This window comes from Nitrospira sp., from assembly GCA_029194535.1.
GTDB lineage: Bacteria > Nitrospirota > Nitrospiria > Nitrospirales > Nitrospiraceae > Nitrospira_C.
The window spans coordinates 12,118-30,419 of sequence record JARFXR010000002.1; the positions used below are offsets into that span (position 1 = coordinate 12,118).

The 18,302-nt window shown below is 60.7% G+C and carries 19 protein-coding genes; 8 read left to right on the top strand and 11 right to left on the bottom strand.

Translation table 11 applies throughout. The features are described 5' to 3' along the window. The first annotated feature begins 13 nt into the window (after positions 1–13). A complete protein-coding gene (locus P0111_11470) occupies positions 14–724 on the top strand; it encodes a DUF3313 domain-containing protein (protein MDF0644644.1) in 711 nt (236 codons plus the stop codon). An 18-nt stretch (positions 725–742) separates the two neighbouring features. On the opposite strand, the gene P0111_11475 is transcribed toward P0111_11470, so the two are convergent. From P0111_11475 to P0111_11490, 4 genes are all read right to left on the bottom strand, one after another. Beyond that, a complete protein-coding gene (locus P0111_11475; protein ID MDF0644645.1) occupies positions 743–1,075 on the bottom strand; it encodes a cysteine rich repeat-containing protein in 333 nt (110 codons plus the stop codon). 151 nt (positions 1,076–1,226) lie between these two features. Beyond that, a complete protein-coding gene (locus P0111_11480; GenBank protein ID MDF0644646.1) occupies positions 1,227–2,555 on the bottom strand; it encodes a cytochrome b N-terminal domain-containing protein in 1,329 nt (442 codons plus the stop codon). 21 nt (positions 2,556–2,576) lie between these two features. Then, positions 2,577–2,933, bottom strand: a complete 357-nt coding sequence (locus P0111_11485; GenBank protein MDF0644647.1) for a cytochrome c — start codon at positions 2,931–2,933, stop codon at positions 2,577–2,579. Between the two features lie 98 nt (positions 2,934–3,031). After that, the gene (locus tag P0111_11490) at positions 3,032–3,580 is read right to left on the bottom strand and encodes a ubiquinol-cytochrome c reductase iron-sulfur subunit (protein ID MDF0644648.1); all 549 of its coding nucleotides are present in this window, start codon (positions 3,578–3,580) and stop codon (positions 3,032–3,034) included. Positions 3,581–3,729: 149 nt separating this feature from the next. On the opposite strand from P0111_11490, the gene P0111_11495 reads away from it, so the two are divergent. Next, on the top strand, positions 3,730–4,761 hold the full coding sequence (locus tag P0111_11495; protein MDF0644649.1) for a molybdopterin-dependent oxidoreductase: 1,032 nt from the start codon (positions 3,730–3,732) through the stop codon (positions 4,759–4,761). A 65-nt stretch (positions 4,762–4,826) separates the two neighbouring features. Here P0111_11495 and mrtJ read toward each other — a convergent pair whose 3' ends face one another. Both mrtJ and P0111_11505 read right to left on the bottom strand, forming a co-directional pair. Beyond that, positions 4,827–5,285: a JDVT-CTERM system glutamic-type intramembrane protease gene (gene mrtJ / locus P0111_11500; protein MDF0644650.1), complete on the bottom strand. Its 459-nt coding sequence runs from the start codon at positions 5,283–5,285 to the stop codon at positions 4,827–4,829. Between the two features lie 80 nt (positions 5,286–5,365). Then, a complete protein-coding gene (locus tag P0111_11505) occupies positions 5,366–7,504 on the bottom strand; it encodes a S8 family serine peptidase (protein ID MDF0644651.1) in 2,139 nt (712 codons plus the stop codon). A 568-nt stretch (positions 7,505–8,072) separates the two neighbouring features. Here P0111_11505 and P0111_11510 point away from each other — a divergent pair. Continuing rightward, positions 8,073–8,630, top strand: a complete 558-nt coding sequence (locus P0111_11510; GenBank protein ID MDF0644652.1) for a DUF4136 domain-containing protein — start codon at positions 8,073–8,075, stop codon at positions 8,628–8,630. A 22-nt stretch (positions 8,631–8,652) separates the two neighbouring features. On the opposite strand, the gene P0111_11515 is transcribed toward P0111_11510, so the two are convergent. Beyond that, a complete protein-coding gene (locus P0111_11515) occupies positions 8,653–9,030 on the bottom strand; it encodes a hypothetical protein (GenBank protein ID MDF0644653.1) in 378 nt (125 codons plus the stop codon). Between the two features lie 304 nt (positions 9,031–9,334). Between P0111_11515 and P0111_11520 the strand changes: the two genes are divergently transcribed. Further along, positions 9,335–10,159 carry a hypothetical protein gene (locus P0111_11520; GenBank protein MDF0644654.1) on the top strand — a complete coding sequence of 275 codons (825 nt, stop codon included), beginning with the start codon at positions 9,335–9,337 and terminating at the stop codon, positions 10,157–10,159. Positions 10,160–10,177: 18 nt separating this feature from the next. Here the strand turns inward: P0111_11520 and P0111_11525 are convergent, their stop codons facing one another. The 3 genes from P0111_11525 to P0111_11535 all read right to left on the bottom strand — a co-directional run bounded on the left by P0111_11525 (position 10,178) and on the right by P0111_11535 (position 12,899). After that, positions 10,178–11,770 (bottom strand): SGNH/GDSL hydrolase family protein, encoded by a 1,593-nt coding sequence (locus P0111_11525; protein ID MDF0644655.1) that lies wholly within the window; start codon positions 11,768–11,770, stop codon positions 10,178–10,180. Then, complete coding sequence (locus tag P0111_11530; GenBank protein MDF0644656.1) at positions 11,763–12,404, bottom strand: pseudouridine synthase; 642 nt, start codon at positions 12,402–12,404, stop codon at positions 11,763–11,765. The genes P0111_11525 and P0111_11530 overlap by 8 nt, the downstream gene beginning before the upstream one ends. A gap of 66 nt (positions 12,405–12,470) precedes the next feature. After that, a complete protein-coding gene (locus P0111_11535; GenBank protein ID MDF0644657.1) occupies positions 12,471–12,899 on the bottom strand; it encodes a DUF3015 family protein in 429 nt (142 codons plus the stop codon). 289 nt (positions 12,900–13,188) lie between these two features. On the opposite strand from P0111_11535, the gene P0111_11540 reads away from it, so the two are divergent. From P0111_11540 to P0111_11555, 4 genes are all read left to right on the top strand, one after another. Continuing rightward, positions 13,189–14,088 (top strand): zinc metallopeptidase, encoded by a 900-nt coding sequence (locus P0111_11540; GenBank protein ID MDF0644658.1) that lies wholly within the window; start codon positions 13,189–13,191, stop codon positions 14,086–14,088. Continuing rightward, complete coding sequence (locus P0111_11545) at positions 14,085–14,540, top strand: FUN14 domain-containing protein (GenBank protein ID MDF0644659.1); 456 nt, start codon at positions 14,085–14,087, stop codon at positions 14,538–14,540. The genes P0111_11540 and P0111_11545 overlap by 4 nt, the downstream gene beginning before the upstream one ends. A 56-nt stretch (positions 14,541–14,596) precedes the next feature. Beyond that, entirely contained in the window at positions 14,597–15,598 is a 1,002-nt protein-coding gene (locus tag P0111_11550) for a trypsin-like peptidase domain-containing protein (GenBank protein ID MDF0644660.1), read from the top strand. Between the two features lie 595 nt (positions 15,599–16,193). Beyond that, positions 16,194–16,400, top strand: coding sequence for a hypothetical protein (locus P0111_11555; GenBank protein MDF0644661.1), 207 nt, complete (start codon positions 16,194–16,196; stop codon positions 16,398–16,400). A 15-nt stretch (positions 16,401–16,415) separates the two neighbouring features. Here the strand turns inward: P0111_11555 and P0111_11560 are convergent, their stop codons facing one another. Further along, positions 16,416–18,212 carry a sulfatase-like hydrolase/transferase gene (locus tag P0111_11560; protein MDF0644662.1) on the bottom strand — a complete coding sequence of 599 codons (1,797 nt, stop codon included), beginning with the start codon at positions 18,210–18,212 and terminating at the stop codon, positions 16,416–16,418. Between the last annotated feature and the right edge of the window lie 90 nt (positions 18,213–18,302).

Sequence of the window (18,302 nt, forward strand, 5' to 3'; positions counted from 1 at the left end):
CCTGGAGGCCCCGATGCTCAGATTCTCTTCGATCCTGTTCACGGTGTTCGCGGCACTGCTGGCCGGCTGCTCGCCGACGAAGCAAGCGCGTTCCGTTGAGACGTCCGGGTTTCTCGGTCCCATCTATCCGCTGATGCACAAGGGCGAAGATGGCGAAGCGCTGCTGCTCTACAAGAATCCCAAGGTTGCGACGATCCCGCGCGGCACGTACAAGAAGATGCTGCTGGATCACGTGCAGGTCTGGGGTCCGCCGACGACGGACCCGGATCGCCAAGCCCGCGCGCAAAAGATCGCCGATCTGCTCTACACCCTAGCCTATGACGGCATGTCTCAAGACTACGAGATGGTGTCGGAGCCGGGACCGGGCACATTGCACGCCCAGGTCGCCATCACCAGGGCGGATCCGGCCTACGTGGTCCTTCGGGCGGTCTCGACGGTTCCCGCGCCGATGAACGCCTTTGCGGTGGCGTCGATGCTGAAGAATATCGGAACCGGCAAACCGTTGTTCGTCGGCGACGCCAGTCTTGAGCTGAAGTTGTCCGACTCTCAGACCGGCGAGGTGCTGGGTGCGTCTGCCGATCGACGCGTGGGGAAAAAACGCCTCGACGCCGACTCCTTCGACTCCTGGGACGACGTTCACAAGGCACTCGAGTATTGGGTGAAGAAGGCCAGATATCGCCTGTGCCAAGAGCGTCAGGCGCAGAATTGCCTGTCGCCGGAGTAACAGGACTCCCGACGTCCGCTACGGCTTCGTGGACACGGGCGGCAACGCCGCGCGACAGCCGGACGTCAGTTCCGATTCATGCTTGCGCAGACACTTGATGATCCGCCCGCCGCCGGGCATGACTCCTTTGCAGTGGCGCTTGGCGTCCTCTGCGCAGGCGGCTCTCATTCGATTGAAATTCTCGCGACCGCCGGCCGCCTGCTCCGGTGACTGCTCACCGGCTGGCTTGGAAGCAGGCGCGGCGGGATCCGCCGCCGCACCCACGGCGGGCAAGAGTGCAAGCGCGCACCACAACAAGCCCGCCATCAGCACGGGGCCCCGGAGTGCTCTCGGTTCGACTCGTTTGAACATGTGATTCCCCTCTTCGTCTCGTCATCCCGCGACGTCACGATGTGTTCCTGATTCACGAGATCCGGGTCGTACGGCATGGCACAGTCCTGTATTGCACAGGGTCCGCATTCTTCATACGGACCGGTGTCTTCAGAGTACGGCGTTGAGACCGCTACGCCGTCTTCCTGAGACTCAGCATGTAACTGGTGAGATCGTGGAGCTCCTGTTCCGTGAGCGGGAACTTCGGCATGATCGATCCCGGCGATACGGATTGCGGATCGTGGAAGTGTTTCAGGTGCCATGCTCGGTCAGGACGCTCGTCGCCGACGTACGACAGGTCGGGGCCGACGGCTCCGCCTGTTCCATGAATTCGGTGACATCCGGCGCAGCCGAAGTTCGCATACAGGGCTTGACCGTGCGCAACCGCCGGATCGGCCTTCTTGACTCCATAGAGATTGTTCAGCGACACCCCGAGGAGCGAAAAGACCACCAGCAAAAACAGGGCGCCGAGCGCCATGCCGACCGGTCGTGACGCCGGAGCCCGCACGGTCTTTTGCCAATCCAGAAACGGCCAGAGCAGAAGAACGAGTACGAACAGGGCGGGCAAGACCCACGTGGCAAACGGCTCCAACGGTCCGTGCACATACTTCAGCAGTTCATAATAGAAGAGGAAATACCATTCAGGGATCGGGACGAAGCTCGTATCCGACGGGTTGGCTTTGTCGGTCAGGGGAAACGGAACCAGGTACGCCAAGGCTGCCAGCGCGGCGAAGACCCCCACCATCACCACCGCATCCATGAAGACCTGCCTGGGATAAAACGTCTCGCTGCCCGCGGCGGCCTTCTTCTCGTCCCAGGGACCGGCAGGACCGACTCGTCTGAGAATGAACAGGTGCAGCATGATGCCGGTCACGATGACGGCCGGCAGAAACAACACGTGAACGGCGAAGAATCTCGAGAGTGTCAGGGCCCCCAACTGCTCTCCGCCGCGCATGACCTTCACGAGAAAATCCCCGATCAGGGGAACCGTGCCGACCATATTGATGCCTACTTGCGTCGCCCAATAGGCGGTCTGGTCCCAGGGAAGCAGGTAGCCGGTAAAGGCGAACCCCAGCACGAGGAGCAGCAGCACCACGCCGACCATCCACATCATTTCTCGGGGAGGCTTGAACGCTCCGTAGAGGAACACTTGGAGCATGTGGAGACCGACCGCCATCACCATACCGGATGCGCCCCAGTGATGCAGTCCCCGGACGAACCAGCCGAAGGTCACCTGATTCTCGATGAACTGCACGCTGTCATAGGCATGGTCGGGCGTCGGGGCATAGTAGATCGCGAGAAACATCCCGGTGACGGCTTGCAGGACGAACAGAAACAGCGTGGCCGAGCCGAAGACGTAGATCCAGCTGGCTCCGCCCGGAATCGGTTCGTTCAGGAGCGAATGTTCAACCGCCTGTAAGTTCAGCCGGCCGTCCAGCCAGGCATAGATGCGGGAGGCCATCGGTTCCCCAAAAAATCCGGACTACTTTCGCAGAGCCATCACGTACGCGAGCACGTCCCTCAAATCGGATGGGGACAACAGGCCCTTCCATGGCCCCATTGCGGTGCCCGGCTTTCCGCTCTCCATCGTTCCCAGCAACTCGGCCTCGGTCTTTTTCTTACTGGCCTCGCCGGTAAAGTTTGCGGCAGGCGGCTTGATCAAGGTGCCCGTCGGTCCGTCACCCTTGCCCTGCGGCCCATGGCAGACCATGCAATGCTTCTCGTAGAGGGGTTTTCCCTTCGATGCGTCTCCAGCCGCATCGACCGGCCGCACAGGCGACAACAGCAGAGCCGACACCACGCACACGGACAGGATCGCGACAGAGCGCGCTCGTTTCATCTGGGCATGTCTCCTCGGTGAGTCATCTTCGCGCCCATGGCTGCCGAAACGAGATTTTCCCAAGCCGTCAGCTTTCCTCGCATCAGCGCGGCGCCGTATCACAACTCGATTTTTCCCGTGATTCCGGACTTGAATTCCTTGTACATCACAAGGAGACGTCCATTCTCCGTCTTGACAGGCAAGGTATCCAGGGGTCGCGGGGCCGGTCCCGCAACCACCCGGCCGGTCACGTCGTAGACGCTCCCGTGGCAGGGACACTTGAACTTCTGTTCGCCCCCGGCCCAGTGATACCCGCACCCCAGATGGGTGCACATGGGAGAAAACACGGTCACCTGCCCGTCGGCTTGCTTCACGGCCCATACGGCCTTTTGAGTCTTCGTTTCCAGATAGCCGTCCTGCACGGTCGCCACATAGTCCACCTGCTTGGGTGTTCCGACGGAGAGTTCATCGAGCGCCGCGACATCGACCCACGACTGAGCGCGCCGCTTGAATGCAGGTGACATCACGTAGCCGACGAGGGGCACGGCAAGGCTGAGCCCGATCAGCCCGGCCGCAGCTCTGGTGGCCCACTGAAAGAACCGCCGCCGAGTCCCGGCGGGAGTGGATAATCCTGACGCCTCGAATGGTTGTGGATCGCGAGCAGACATCGTGTGATCAGCGCCAACGGCACTCTAGTGAGTCCTCCGAGGTGAGTCAAGCGACTTTGTCGCCGCCTCTCTCGTTCACGGCTGCATTGCGTCGCTCTGCTTCCTGTATGATAATGCTGTATTGAGGTCCAGCGTTCTCCGGAGGCAGCATGCCGTTTTCTCGTCGAACCATACTCAAGGCAGCGGGACTGGGAGCCCTCGCCGGCATGACCGGCGGCTGCGACGAAGTCGGCGGCGTTTTCGGCCGCATGTTCGCGATCCCGCCGCGCGAGACGACCTATTTCACCCCGAACGGCAAGTTCTACGTCGTCAACTACGCCGACTCCGCGGTTTCGATGTCGAGAGAAATCAACATCGAACAATGGAAACTGACCGTCAAGGGCCAGGTCAAGACACCCCTTTCGCTCGGCTGGCGCGACATCTTGAATCGCGACTCCTACGACCAGATCTCGACGCTGATGTGCATCGACACGTTGCCGGGGGGCGACAGCATGGGCAATGCGACATGGAGAGGGATCTCGCTCAAGAAGCTGCTGCAAGAGGCCGGCGCGGACGAAGAGACCGCGCGGGACGTCATTTTTCGCGGCATCGACGGGTACGACGACAGCATCCCATTCACACGGGCGATGCAGGACGACACCATGCTCGCCTTTCTGATGAACGGTGAAAAGCTGCCGAAAGAGCACGGCTTTCCGCTCCGGCTGCTGGTGCCCGGTCTCTACGGGATCAAGAACGTCAAATGGATCGTGGAAATCGAAGTCTATCCGGGTGACCACCTGGGCTACTGGCAGCGGAAAGGCTGGACCGACGACGGCACGATCAAGATTTTTTCCCGGATCGATTCACCGGGACACTACCAGACGCTTCGAGGACCGGAGCAGACATTCCGCGGGATTGCCTTTGGAGGGCCCAATTCAATCGGCAAAGTCGAGATCAGCTTCGACGCCGGTCGCACGTGGAACGACTGTCAGATCGAACCGCCGATGTCGCCCTACTCCTGGATCATCTGGAAGTACATATGGAAGCCGACCAAACAGGGAAAATTTCAAACGGTGGTCCGAGCGACCGACACGAAAGGCCAATTGCAGATTGCAGAAATCGTCCGCCCGCAGCCGGCGGGAGCGAGTGGATTGCATACGATTATCGCCGACGTGGAAAGTGTGGACCTCCGGCGCAGTTGAGGCTTCTCATCGACTAAACCTGCTCGGCCCAACGGTCCCTGCTCTTGCTTTGTATCCACCTGCGGTTACACTCCTGTCAGGATGAAATATCCACTGTTGTAGAAGCAATGCAGCACGATGGACGGATACGTGCTCTGGAAACGATCCCGCAAGAATCCAAACATCAAAGACGGAATCAGGACAGACAACGCCCAGAGGGGCGGATGAGTGAACCAATGCCCGGCCACGAACAGCACTGACGTGGCCCAGTTCGCCAACGTCACGTCATAAATCGCACGCCGCCCCCATGAACATTGGGTGAGTCGCCCCTGAATCAATCCACGGAAGAGAAGTTCTTCAACTAACGGCAGCCAGAGCGCCACCGTCAGAAACGGCAAAGACCAGAGACGAGACCAGTGGAGGGGCTGAAGAGACGTGGTGAGGGCCAAGGCCGCCCAAACGACCGGCCCTCCAGCCGCCGCCAGCAGAAAGCCGGCGTCCCGATGAAAAGGGGGACAACGATCAAGTCCGAGAAGATTGAGCACAACTCTCTGGGATCCTGTTTGTCGAGCGGCGCCAGACGTTCCTTTGGCCGGGCCAAAGGAACGTCTGGGCGCTCGGACACTTACTTCCTGCCGGTCCTGTTCTTGAACCGTTGAGCCCAGAGACCAACAGCGAGAAGGGCCAACATCGGCAACATCATGTCCATCCTGCCGTCTGCACTCAATGTGCACCCGCCGCCCCCGCCGTCACCGGGAGGAGCGGGAGACGCTGCAGGCGCGGGAGAGACAGAAGGACCGGAAGAATCGGCTTGAACAGTAATGTTGACGGTACCCTGAGCGCTGTCGGCATCGTTGTCTCGCGCAAAATAAGCTAGGCTGTAGTTGCCGGCCGGAGTGGCTGAAGGCCAGCTGAATTGCCCTGCGGCACTCAACGTTGACCCAGCGGGCAGCGGCGGCACAGCAACGAAAGTCGGCGTATCGCCGTCGGCGTCTGTGGCACCCACCGTGAAGTCTAAGGCACTTCCTTGGGACACAGTCTGGGATCCAACCGGTGTCAGCACGGGCGGAGAGTTCACCCTCACCGTCGCGGTTGCCTGCCCGGTCAGCCCGCTGCTGTCCGTCGCGGTCAGCCGAAAGGTGAAGGTGCCGGTTGCCGGCGCCGTAAAGGACGCATTGGCGGTATTGCTGTTGGCAATGGTACCGACCGAGCCGCCGGTCACTTGAGCCCACTGGTAAGAGGTGATGCTTTTTCCGGCAGCCGCCGTCGCCATCCCCGCCAGCGAAACCGTACCGGCCGGTGCCACAACTTGCGATGGGGTCGTGATCGTCACCGCCGGAGGCAACGCACTCGCGTTTAACTTATCCAGCGCCGCGCGCGCATCGAGGAGCCCCGCGCCGCACTTTCCGACGACGCTACCGCCTGACGCGCACGACGAGCCGGCTGGAAATGCCCGAGCGGACGATTGCAAGACCGAGAGAATCTGCGCACGAGTCAGCGAAGGTTGCACAGACCAGAGGAGCGCCGCTACCCCTGAGACGTGGGGAGTCGAGCTACTGGTTCCGGAGCCGTTAATCGACGTATCCCCCCCTGGGCTGGCCGCCGGACTCGTGGTGCCCGTGTTGTAGATGGTATAGGTGCCCAGCCCGTTGGACGTGACGAAATCCGTACAGTTGTTCCCCGTTGTCAGCTTCCCACACAATCCGCCAGGGGCAGTGATCGCCACCTGCCCGCTGACATTGGAGTAATAGGCCAGATCGCCATCGATCGCGTTCGCCGCCACGCCGATCACCCCGGCGCAGTTCGCCGGTTCATCGATCGCGGTGGCATCTCCGTTGTTCCCCGTTGCGGACACGATGATGGCCCCCGTGCTAATCACGTCCGTCACGGCGTCCTGAAGAGCCTGACTGCACGCATTGTGGTCGCTGATGCTGATATTGAGAACCTTTGCGGGGTTCGCATTGGCGGGCACCCCGGCCACCGCCAACCCCGCCGCCCAGCGCATCCCGTCCGCCATGTCGGACGTGACGGCCCCGCATTTCCCGCTCACCCTCACCGGAAGAATCGTCACATTCGGCGCCACCCCGGTGCCGAAGAGGCCATTATTCATTTTTGCCGCGATGATCCCGGTCACGCCCGTGCCGTGCCACACCGAGTCCCTGGCGAGTGATCCCGGTCCGCATTCGTTCGCCGCGACCCAATTCCCGGCATCTTGCGGATTGCTATCGCGGCCATCCCCATCGTTGGCGCGCGCGGGATCGGTGATGAAATCATAGCCCTGCAGCAACGACGCCGGCTGATCGGCGTGCGGCACATACCCGGTATCCACCACCGCGACGACGACGGACGCGCTGCCCTTGGTGACGTCCCAGGCCGTCGGCAGGTTGGCGCCTCCGGTGGCGTCCGCAGGCGCGAAATAGTGCCACTGACTGCCATAATTGGGATCGGTCGGCGTCGTCTGCGGATGCATGGACCGGTCCGGCTCGACATAGTGCAGGCTTGGGTCGTTGTGCATCAGTCGCGCGGCAATGGCCCGCGCTTCGGACAGGGTCACCGACTTGTGCAGTTTGAGCACATACGCTCCCCCGGACATGCGACGGACCACGGAGAGCGGCACGCCCGCCTTTTTGGTGAGCCCGCCGGCATCGAACGCGTCCAACTCGCTCGCCACCTTCGAGCCGGCTTGTGGTTTCACGATCAGACTCGAAATCATCGTCTCGTCCGGCGGAATCGTCGCTTGATTCAAGACAGATCTCGAGGGCAATTTGGGAGGCTCCGCTGTCGTGACGGAAGCTACGACCGCGACAACAACCATACATGCGGTCATGGCCAGACCCATCCCCACCGTCCGACGCCTCAAAGTAGCCAACATGAATACCCCCTATGCAACAATGACCAGCCTAGATGAATCACATCGTTCCCCACTCGAAGACGAGCCCCTCACCGTGTCTACATCGAAACGGCACCCGACCCGTAAGACCGTCCTTCAACACCGAATCTAGGGTGTCAGGAGCGACGATCACAACCCCTCTTCTGCAGGGTGGCAACCTTCTGTAGATGCCCACGCCCTTCCGGACGGCGACCTCTCGCTAAAAACTCTCCAAGTACAATACTCCCTTCGCTTGCGCGTCGTGCGCCGCAGAAGCTGCCGAGCGCGCGCGCGAGGTCGGAATCACGCCGGACGGTGACGGGGTGTTTCATGTCATACAAGTAGTACAGTCGGCGGGAAAGGGCAAGGCACCGAGGTTCGTCAGAGCCGCCGGGTTTCGCTCTTGGAATTTCTCTATGCCGGGCGTACACTTCCGCTCGGCGGACAGCGGGAGGCATCATTCATGTCACGTCGCACAATAGAATTGGTCGCCGTAGTCTTGGGGTTCGTGCTGTCGGCCTGCGCGCCGCGAGTGACGATCGACTACGATAGAGACGTCGACTTCACGCACTACCGGACCTATGCCTGGGAGAAGGGCACGCCGGTGAGAAATGATTTGATGGACCGCCGCATCGTCAAGGCGATCGACGACCAGTTGACCACGAAGGGCTATCAGCGAAGCGAAGGCAATCCCGACATGTACGTCACCTATCACGCGGCGCTGAGTGAAGAAATCTACTACAACACCACGTCCATGGGAGTCGGCTACGGGCCGGGTTGGGGTCCGGGTTACGGATGGTATGGACGAGGCGCAGGCTGGGGAATGGCCTCAGGGACATCCGTGACGACCCCGAATACGGTCGTCACCGGGACACTCAACGTCGATATTTTCGACGCGAAGAACAAGCAGATGATCTGGCGAGGCACCGGGAGCGACACGGTCAGTCAGGACCCGGTCGAGAATACCGAGAAGATCCACGAAGCGACGGCGGCAATGTTCGAAAAGTTCCCCCCGAAGTAGGACAGCCCCGGCTTCGAATCTTTTAAGTTGGAGACTCGAACCCGTCTTTCACACAGTACTCCGGCATGGTCTCGCCTCCGTGCCCCTCCGACTTGTGCGTCCAATCCCTCAGAATCCCCTGCTTGTCGAAGGTCAACACGTACTCGTCGCACCAGGCTCCCGGCGTACCCCACTGGTTGTTGACGCCGGTGTCGACCCACATGACCTGATAGACCCAAATAGGTTTGCCGTCTTCCGTCGTCGCGGTATATTTCGGTTCGCCGAGACGCGTGTGTACTTGTTCTTGTGTGGCATGGTCCTTCGCGGCCTTGAGGTATCGGGTCTCCTTGGAGACTAAGACAGTGCAGGCGGATCCCAAACACATCAGCCCGGCAAGCACGACGACGATCGTGGTCTTCATGGGAATCACCTCACCTCTGAGCGGCGGCCATGGACCGGCGCTCGCAGTATGACCGACCGAATATGACCGACCGACAATGTGCGCTGGGTAGTACGGCCTGAGATCTCGGGCGGTAGTGTAGTCCAGGATTCGATACACCTTCAAGCGACATCCCAAAACACTCATTGTGGCAAGCGGATTCCAGTGCGCCTGCCGCTGGATTGCTTGGGCCCGCTACCGTCCTGTCATCACCACTCACCGGCGCACCGGCCCTTTCCCTGTTACCCGACAGTGCGGTACGATAGCGCGCCGCCGGAGCATCCTCATGAGCCAGGTCAGATTCACCGATCCCGCTGCACAGGAATTTTACAGGCAGGGCGAGAGCGAGCTCGAAGCCGCGCAGTCGGCCGATGCCGTCCTGCGGAAAGCGGAAGACTTCGGCAGGAGGGATGCGCGGGCCGAGGTGATGCAATCGGCCTTTTATTTCCTGGCAGCCGCGCACTTTCTGGAAGACCGGGATCCGGCGAAGGCCGCCCAGGCCTATCATCAGGCCGGCGCGCAACTACACCGGCTGGAACAGTTCTCCCAGGCGGCACGCGCCTACTCCAATGCCGGTCGATTGGGCGAACGGGCCGCGCAGACGGCGGACGGCGCTCCGGCCAAACACGACTTGCAGCATTTCGCGGTACGGTCTTATTCGCGCGCGAACCACTGTTTCGCGGAAGTCGGCGAGCTGGAATGGTCGGAAGCGGAATATCTGAACGAACGCAACGCCCGTGTCGCCTGGGCGAAGATGCAGGGAAAACACCCTTGGGCTCAGCTGGCCTGGAAAGCCACGAGCAACTACGGGACCAGCTTTTCCCGCTGGGGGCTGTGGGTGGTCGGCACCCTCGGTCTGTTCGGCCTTCTCTATGAAATCTTCTACCAGATCCGCTGGCTCCAGCCGATGGACAACATGAACACCGCCGCGTGGATTCCCTTCTGGTCCGGCTTCTACTACTCCGTCAACGTCACCGCCGCCTTGGGGCTCGTCGACTACCAACCGGCGAACGTGATCAGCCAGGGCGTGGTCATCGTGAATGTGCTGATCGGCTACATTCTCCTCGGGATCGGTATCGGCATCATCGGTCGCATGATCAAGTATCGATAATCCGTCCCTCTTGCTCCATCAATCGGACCCTGCTCCCTTCGCACGGCGCAGCAGCAGCCGCAATTCGTTCAGCACCGTCCCGGCGGCCAATGCATTCCCGGCGGCGTTCCAATGGATATCGTTATCGACATAGAGGCGGCGGCCGGTGACTTCGGCGGCGAAGGCAGCCGTGAGATCGATGACCGCCAGTCCTTTTTCGCCGGCCCATGCCGACAGCAGCCGCTGCGGCTTCGTAAAATCATATTCCGTCGAAGCGACACCGCTTGTGTCGACATACAGCCGCTGCAACCGAGGATCGACCTGCTCCTCGGCGGGCAGCAGCACCAACACCCAGGGAACAGCGCGTGCTCGAAGCAGTCCGTCGATCTGTTCGAGCGCCGCCTTGGTCTCGTTCCAGCGCGCGAGGAAGAGGGGACTGTCGGCCTTGAGATACTGGTCCCGCATCCCCTGAATCATGCGCACGTACCGGGGACTCCAGCCGGCAAAGGCCTGTGGCCCATCGGAGGCGGCAGGGACGGGATCGGAGGCAAACATTCCCAGGTCGGGCTCGCTCTGTATCCGTCTGAGCCATGCCTCGCCCAACACACGGATGTAGGCCAGGTCGTGCGACAGATACCAATGGTCCCAGGAGAGTCGGTCATGAAACCAGTTGCCGTTGACATGCACCCGGTGTCGGAGACCCGCGACGACCATTTGCGCGCCTTGCGCCGGCATGAAGTCGTTGCCGATGAAAAAGTTCACGAGCACGACGTCGGGTCCGTAGACTATGCCATGGTCCTTGAGCAGCGCGTAATATTCTTCCGGCTGATAGCCCACCATGCCGAGATTGATCACTTCCACACCGGGCCCTTCTCCGGCCAGCGCCCGTTCCACCACCGTCAGGTACGCCTCGTCGTAGCGTGCGCCGGCTCCCCACGTAAATGAGTCGCCGATCGCGACGACGCGCCAGGCAGAAGACTTCCGTTCGATCGTTCGCTCTCGGTCTCGAAATCCGAGCGAGTTCGTTTTCATGCCGGATCGGTCCGTGACCTGGTGAGGAATCCCCCCTCCGGGCGTGTCGTGGTCGGAACCGAACAGGCCGCTCCGCGCCAGCAAGGGATCGGCCACCCGCAGGCTGGCCTCGGCGACGAGCAAGAAGACCACCGCATTGACCATGACGACTCGTAACCAGCGGTAGACACCGGTTCGGAGCATCCATTCGAGACTGGCCGGATGAACGCACCGCCAGGCGGCCCACGCGAGGAGCAGACCGACGGCCAGCACGAATTTGTCGATATGATGGTTGAAGTACGGAATCGGGTAGTAGACGAGGACGCTCAGGAGGACCGGCGTCAGCCAAAGCAGCCCAGACGATAGGGACCAGTCTTCAGCGATCGTCCAGCGGCGAGAGTGGTGGCGAAACAGGCTCATGGCGTTGGCGGCCCAGAATCCGGCAGCCAACAGACAGAGCGCCGCGATCCATCCCAATTTCGCCGGCTCCCATGTGCCCGACATGCCGGTGCGCGGAGAGGACGGCAGCACGAAGGTGAGCAGGTCGACCCCGATGACGGCGAGACCACCGGCGACGACGAGGAACAGCATGCCGAGCGCTGTCCCTCGACGATCAGCCATGCGGATTCCGTCGGAAATCGCCGGGGCGACGCTCGTCGAAGACCGGCTGCCGGAGCGCCGTCGATTCTTCCGGCGAGAGGCTCCGCCACTGGCCGGGCTGCAAACCGTCGAGCGAGATCGGGCCGATCGCAACCCGCACCAGTCGCAAGGTGGGATGCCCGACCGCGGCGGTCATGCGCCGGATCTGCCGATTCATCCCCTCCCGGAGCGTCAATTCCAGCCATGCGGTCGGGACATGCTTTCTGTAGCGGATCGGCACAGGCCGTTCCGGCAACGCCGGCGCCTCCGGCAGAAGGCGAGCCAAGGCCGGTCTGGTCCGCTTCTCACCGAGCCGTAGACCTCGTCGGAGCCTCTCCAATGCCGCCTCCTCGGGAATCCGTTCGACCTGGACCAGATACACCTTCGGCAACTTCGCCGTCGGATCGGTAATGCGATGGGCAAGTCCACCATCCGACGTCAGGATCATGAGGCCTTCACTGTCCTTATCCAGTCGACCCGCGGCGTACACGCCGGGAATCTGAATGAAGTCTCCCAGCGTAGGTCTATGTTCCGGATCGGTGAAGCAGGGCAGCACGCCGTACGGCTTGTGGAAGGCAAGCGTCTGCGGGGCATCGCGTGACGCCCCGATACTCATGCGACAAGATAAGGAGACTGGGGGCAGACCGGATGCGCCCACTGTGGCTGGAATCGGATGATTGTACTACTTTGCGTCGGCCACCAGAATCAACTCCGGATGTTCCTGAACGATCGCCCTCATGGAGCTCAAGAGATCCTCAGGCGAAGTCTTGGGAGACTCGACCTCGGTATAGCGGGCCTGCGCGAGAAGCCCGAATTCTTGGCTTCGGCTCGCGGCCACACCGAGCAACGTGCCGAGGGAGGCCAGATGTTCACCCTGTCCCCTGGCAATATCCCGTTTCACGCTGTCGTAGTTGTGGGTGGCGAAAACGATCTGCCGGTGTTCGGCCCGAAGCAATCCGTCCTTGGACCATGCCCCCGGCGTCGTGCTGGAAATAAAGTCGGATATATCACCGAGTGTTCCCTTAACCGACTCCGTAACGGTACAGGCGCCGGATAGGAGCGCACAAGTGACGACGGCGATACCCAACAGTCTGGTTCCACGCACAGCCATGGTCCACCTCCTTGATCCAATCCATTCGCAACCGACGCCAGTATAGTCACTGTCCCACACCTTGGCAATATACGGGCCGGCGGCCGCCCCAGGCAGGTGCACCGTGGACCAGATTGCCTTCAGAAGCACTGACGTTGGTCATTCCCGCGGAAGCGGGAATCCAGTCAAGGCTTTCGGGTCAGGATGCAGGCTTGATCGGGGATCTGGCTGCCCGCCTTCGCGGGTATGACGCAAGAGAAAGCTGACCCACGACCGCAGGTGTTGATCCTTCCCTATCAGATGTGATTCCATGACGACCAAGAATCTGTCGGAGAGACCCATGCGCTGGGAAGGTCAACAGGAAAGCCACAACGTCGAAGACCGTCGTCGCATGGGACCGGCGCGCGTGGGCGGCGTCGGAGGGCTCGGACTCGGCGGGATCGTCCTCGTGTTGGCAGTCAGCTACTTTACCGGAACCAATCCACTCGCACTTCTGGAAATGCTCGGCGGAGTCCAAAGCATGTCGCCGGAATTGACTCAAGAATCGGCGCCGACCGGACCTCCGTCCGATGAATTGGGAAAATTCGCTTCCGTCGTGCTGGCGGATACTGAACGGACCTGGGGCCAACTCCTGCCGGCGCTCGGGGGCCCCTATGAAGAACCGCGACTGGTGCTGTTCACCGGCGCGGTGCAATCCGCTTGCGGCACTGCGTCGTCCGCCGTCGGCCCCTTCTATTGCCCCGGCGATCACAAGGTCTACCTCGACTTGTCGTTCTTCAACGAACTGTCTCACCGCCTCGGCGCGCCGGGCGATTTTGCCCAGGCCTACGTGATCGCCCATGAGGTCGGCCATCACGTGCAAAATCTTGTGGGCACGGCCGAGCGAGTCAACAGGCTGCAGCGCCGGACGTCGGAAACCGAGGGCAACGCCCTGTCCGTCCGGATGGAACTCCAGGCCGACTGTTACGCCGGTGTCTGGGGTCACCACGCCAAGCGCGAACGCAATCTCATCGAGCCGGGAGACTTCGAGGAAGGTCTGCGCGCCGCGGCGGCCATCGGAGACGATCAATTGCAGAGAACGTCCCAAGGCTACGTCCGACCGGAAAGCTGGACCCACGGCTCCTCGGAGCAACGGATGACCTGGCTCCGCCGAGGGCTGGAGTCGGGCGATCCACGAACGTGCGACACTTTTTCCGGTAAGGGCTTGTGAAGGAGCCGCTCGACGACGACCCGGGAGGATCCTCACCTGCGCCGCGGGGATTCTTCGAGACGCTGATGGCGGATGGGCCATGGACGGCCAAGTCGTTTGTGGCGGTGTCGGTCGCCACGGTCGGCGCCCTGATCGCTTGGGTCACGAACTTCGCCTCGCCGGATGCCGCCCGGTTCGGCGGCAGTTACTTGGGTGGGTACTTCATCGGTTGGGCCTTCCGTCGATTCGTGCGAATCGCAGCGCTGATCGTCGGCGGCACCCTCGCCTCCATCACCCTCTTGAAACACTCGGGCTGGATCGATCTGGACTGGGGATCCGTGGAAACCCAGGTCGGCCAGGCTGCCGCTTCCATCCAGCAAGGGGCTCAAGGGTTGAGACAGACTCTGTCCGGATACTTGCCATCCGCCGGCGCCGGGGCCGTGGGAGCGTTTTTCGGGTTTCGGAAAAAATAGCGGCGTCAACAGGCGCACGCGCGATGCACAAATGTTGAAGGAGGTGTCTTCACGTGATGTTGTGGCGTCTTCAAGTAGTAGCAGCCTGTGTCATGATTGTCGGGCTGCCTACTCCATCGTCGGCAGGCACATTTGACCAAACGGCCGTTCTCGAGCAGGCCAAACGCGCCACTGTCGGCGTGTTAGAAGATACGCAAGACCCCCGCACCCCAGAAAAACCCGGACGAATCGCCGTCCGAGGCACCGGGTTCCATCTGCGCGACGGCTACATCGTCACCGCCCGTCACGCAGTCGAAAAGAATGGTCCGTCAGGGCCGACTATTGCCAAAATCATCCACGTCCTGACATCCGACCTGCACGAGCTCGTCGCTCAATTGGTCGGCGACAGCGCCTATCTGGACGTTGTCGTCTATCGGCTGAACGAAAAGGACCGGCCCACGCTCGCCGCCTCGGCTCCCTTCGCTACCGGCGAAGCCGGACCAGGCACGGATGTGTTTACCGTCGGCTATCCGCTGGGCTGGGGACCGACGATGGCGTTCGGACGGATCGGCAACGCCAATACCTTTCTCCAGACGGTCGATACACGCCTCATGCAGACCGACCTGTCTGTCTGCAGCGGTAATTCAGGCGGAGCGCTCTTCAACGCCGCGGGCGAAGTCGTCGGGGTGATGCACGCCATCATCCAGACGGAAAAAGACGAGCTCCAGGGTCATTGCAGCCGCCTCGCATTCGCCATTCCGACGACGCTGGCGGAGCGCATGGTCAACGCCGCGCTGAGCGGCAAGCCCTTGGCGTTCTCGAAGCTCGGCATCCACATGACGACCGTGAAGGACGGCACCAAATGGCGGATTGCGGTCAAGGATGTGGGAGAGCCGGCCAAATCGGCCGGCATCCAGAAGCATGATTTATTGATCGCGATCGAAGAGACCGAAATTCTGGATGCGGCTCAGCTGAAGAACTATCTGATCGAACGGACATCGCCAGGGCAGCGCGTCTCGGTAAAAATCCGCCGCATCGACGCGGACCTCACCTTCCACGTCGTGTTGGGAGGCGGATAAGGCCAGGGGGGAAGTCCTTTCTCACGAGCCCTTTGGCCAACCCCGCTGCGCACTGATCCGAAGCGCCTCTCGTTCCGACACTCCGCGCGGCCGATTCACCCGTGCCGCCCACTTGCGTGGCCGGTCAATCGGCCAGGCGCTGGGCCAGGTGGTGAACGTGCGCCCGTAGGCCTCGGCTGAAATCTTCTCACACGCAGCAGAGTCGGCGGACTTCTCAAACAACGGCGGTCGACCGACGTGAGGATTCAACACATGACAGCCGAGACCACCGAGAGCCAGCGGTGGACGACGAAGCATGACGTCTTCCAGCGTAGTCCGCGGACGGTATCAAACAAAGACTCCCGACCCCTTTTAGTTCCTTCATATGAATGCCATACTTTGGGAGGATGATTGGCATCCTATTGGTTCCAGTGGTGCTCACCGATTCGGACGGCGTTCAGCACAAATTTAGCACAGGGCTCTACAGAATATGCCATGATTGGCCAACAACCCATGAGTATTGAGAAGTCGATGTCTTTAGTGCTTTGGCGCAACCTGCGAATTGTTCAAAAACAAATGATTGCGGTTGCCCACTGATTAACAAGGAGGCGTAGGGATGCAAATTGATCTTTATACAAAAGTGGTCTTAACAATCATAGCGCTTTCGTTGTTTGCCCTTGTGATGAAACCGACCACCATGCCGGTCACTGCCGGCGCCCAACCGCTGAGTGTGATGGATATCCAAATAAGGGGTATAGAGAAAGCCCCTGCCTTGCATTGGGAACCCATTCATGTGATCTGTGATAACTGTGTCCCTCGGTGAAGGTATGGAGACACCTTACGGGGCCATCGTCTCCGGCGTCACTTCCCATCCCGCTTCCACTCCTCCGGGGAGCATCTGTCCTCGGTCCTCACCGACCTCCGCGTCGATGTGTCGATTGAGTTTCTCGTTCATGGCCACGACCAGCTCGTGATGCTGCTTGCCACTCATGGCAAGGTTGTTCATCTCTAAGGGATCTGATTGGAGATCGTACAGCTCGACATCATTGAACCGGTAGAGATCTTCCAGACTCGTCGGCCTATTATGCTGCTTCGGTGAGAAATACCGCGCAAACATATACCGTCCATCATAGATAGAGCGTACCGCGCCTCGTTTTGTCATGTCTGGCACGATGCCTGCTGCCTTCAACTCGGCGGGTTTCCCCCCCTGATGGATGTACTCAACAGCCTTGTAGAGAAAATCGCCGTCGAGGTAGGCGAGCATGTTGTAGTTGAAGAGCGCGGCCTCCCGGACGGTGTGCACGTCGGCGCGTTCAGGATCAGCGAGTAAGACAGACAAATCTTTGCCCGGGAGATCTTTCGCAATCTTCACCCGGCGGTCTTCGGGTATGCCTGTAAATCGAAGCAACGTCGGGGCCAAATCGAGATGCGATGTGACGGCAGGGCATCGCGTGCCGCCCGCATAAGCCGGGTGACAGATAATCAGCGGTACATGGTTTTGTTCCCGATATGACGCTGCCCCTTTGGCATGGAGCTGGTGCGCGCCATCAAGGTCCCCGTGGTCTGCGGTGAGGATGATAATCGTCCGGTTTGCGAGTCCTGATGCATCGAGCTCGGACAGCACGGTCGCAATGTTCCGGTCCACATCGCGAAGACAATTGAGATAGTAGTTATGCCGTCTCCGCCAGCGAGCTTCTTCGTTCGGGATCGGCGCGACCAGGGCATCATGTGAACGGAGGAAATCCCGGTGTGCGGGCGGGCGGCCCGACGCATCCAGCGGCTGCGCATGATTTGGCGGAAGCGTGAAGTTCCACTGCTTCGCATATAAAGGATCGGCCGGATCACGCGCCACATGCGTCAGGCCTCGTTTCGCTTGGACGGGAGAGCCAGGCGCATCAGTGTCATAAAACATCACGTCGTGGGGATTCACGAAGTTGACCGCGAGGAACCAGGGCTTCCCTTCCGCAGCCAACTCTCGTCCCTTCCCCCGCAGCCAACTGCCGCCCATCGCCGCAAAGATACCGTCATGGAGGTATCCGCCTTGCGTATGCGCAATGATGTCGCCCACCCCGAAGTAGTCGGAAAAGCCATAGGCCTCCATCTCCTGGGTAAAAATCTTTGTCGGTGCGCTCAGCTTGTTGACGGTCTCAAATTCCTTGGTCAAATGCCACTTGCCTTTATAGGCGGTGTAGTACCCCGCATCCCGAAGCATGTGGCCCACAGTCCGGACATCGGTTGACAGACTGCTGATCCACGGGAAATTGGTATTATCGAACATGCGGGTATGTTGGATGTGCTGCCCCGTGTAGAGCACGGATCGCGAGGGGGTACAGACACAGGAATTGATTCGATGATTCAGGAACGTCGTGCCTTGTTTCATCAACCGCTCATGGGCGGGCAATCGGTAGCCGCTCGGGAGTTCTCCGGCGCGGAAAAATCGCTCTTGGTCGGTCAGAAGGAAAAGAATGTTGTATGGGCCCGAGCTGCTTCTGGGGCTGTGGACGGCGCGGCGCGAAGAAGCCAGGCTCTGTGCAACAGAGCCCAAGCCCAGACTAAGTCCTATCGCTCCGAAGCCGCTCATCCGCAGCAAATCGCGACGCGATATGGAAGCAACTTGGTCCGTATCTCTTTTCATCTCTTTCTCCTCTGTGGTTATCCCAGCTCGGCAAATACGGTTCTTGGGTTGTTTGCCGGATTGATATGCCGAATTTCAGAGGAAATCAAT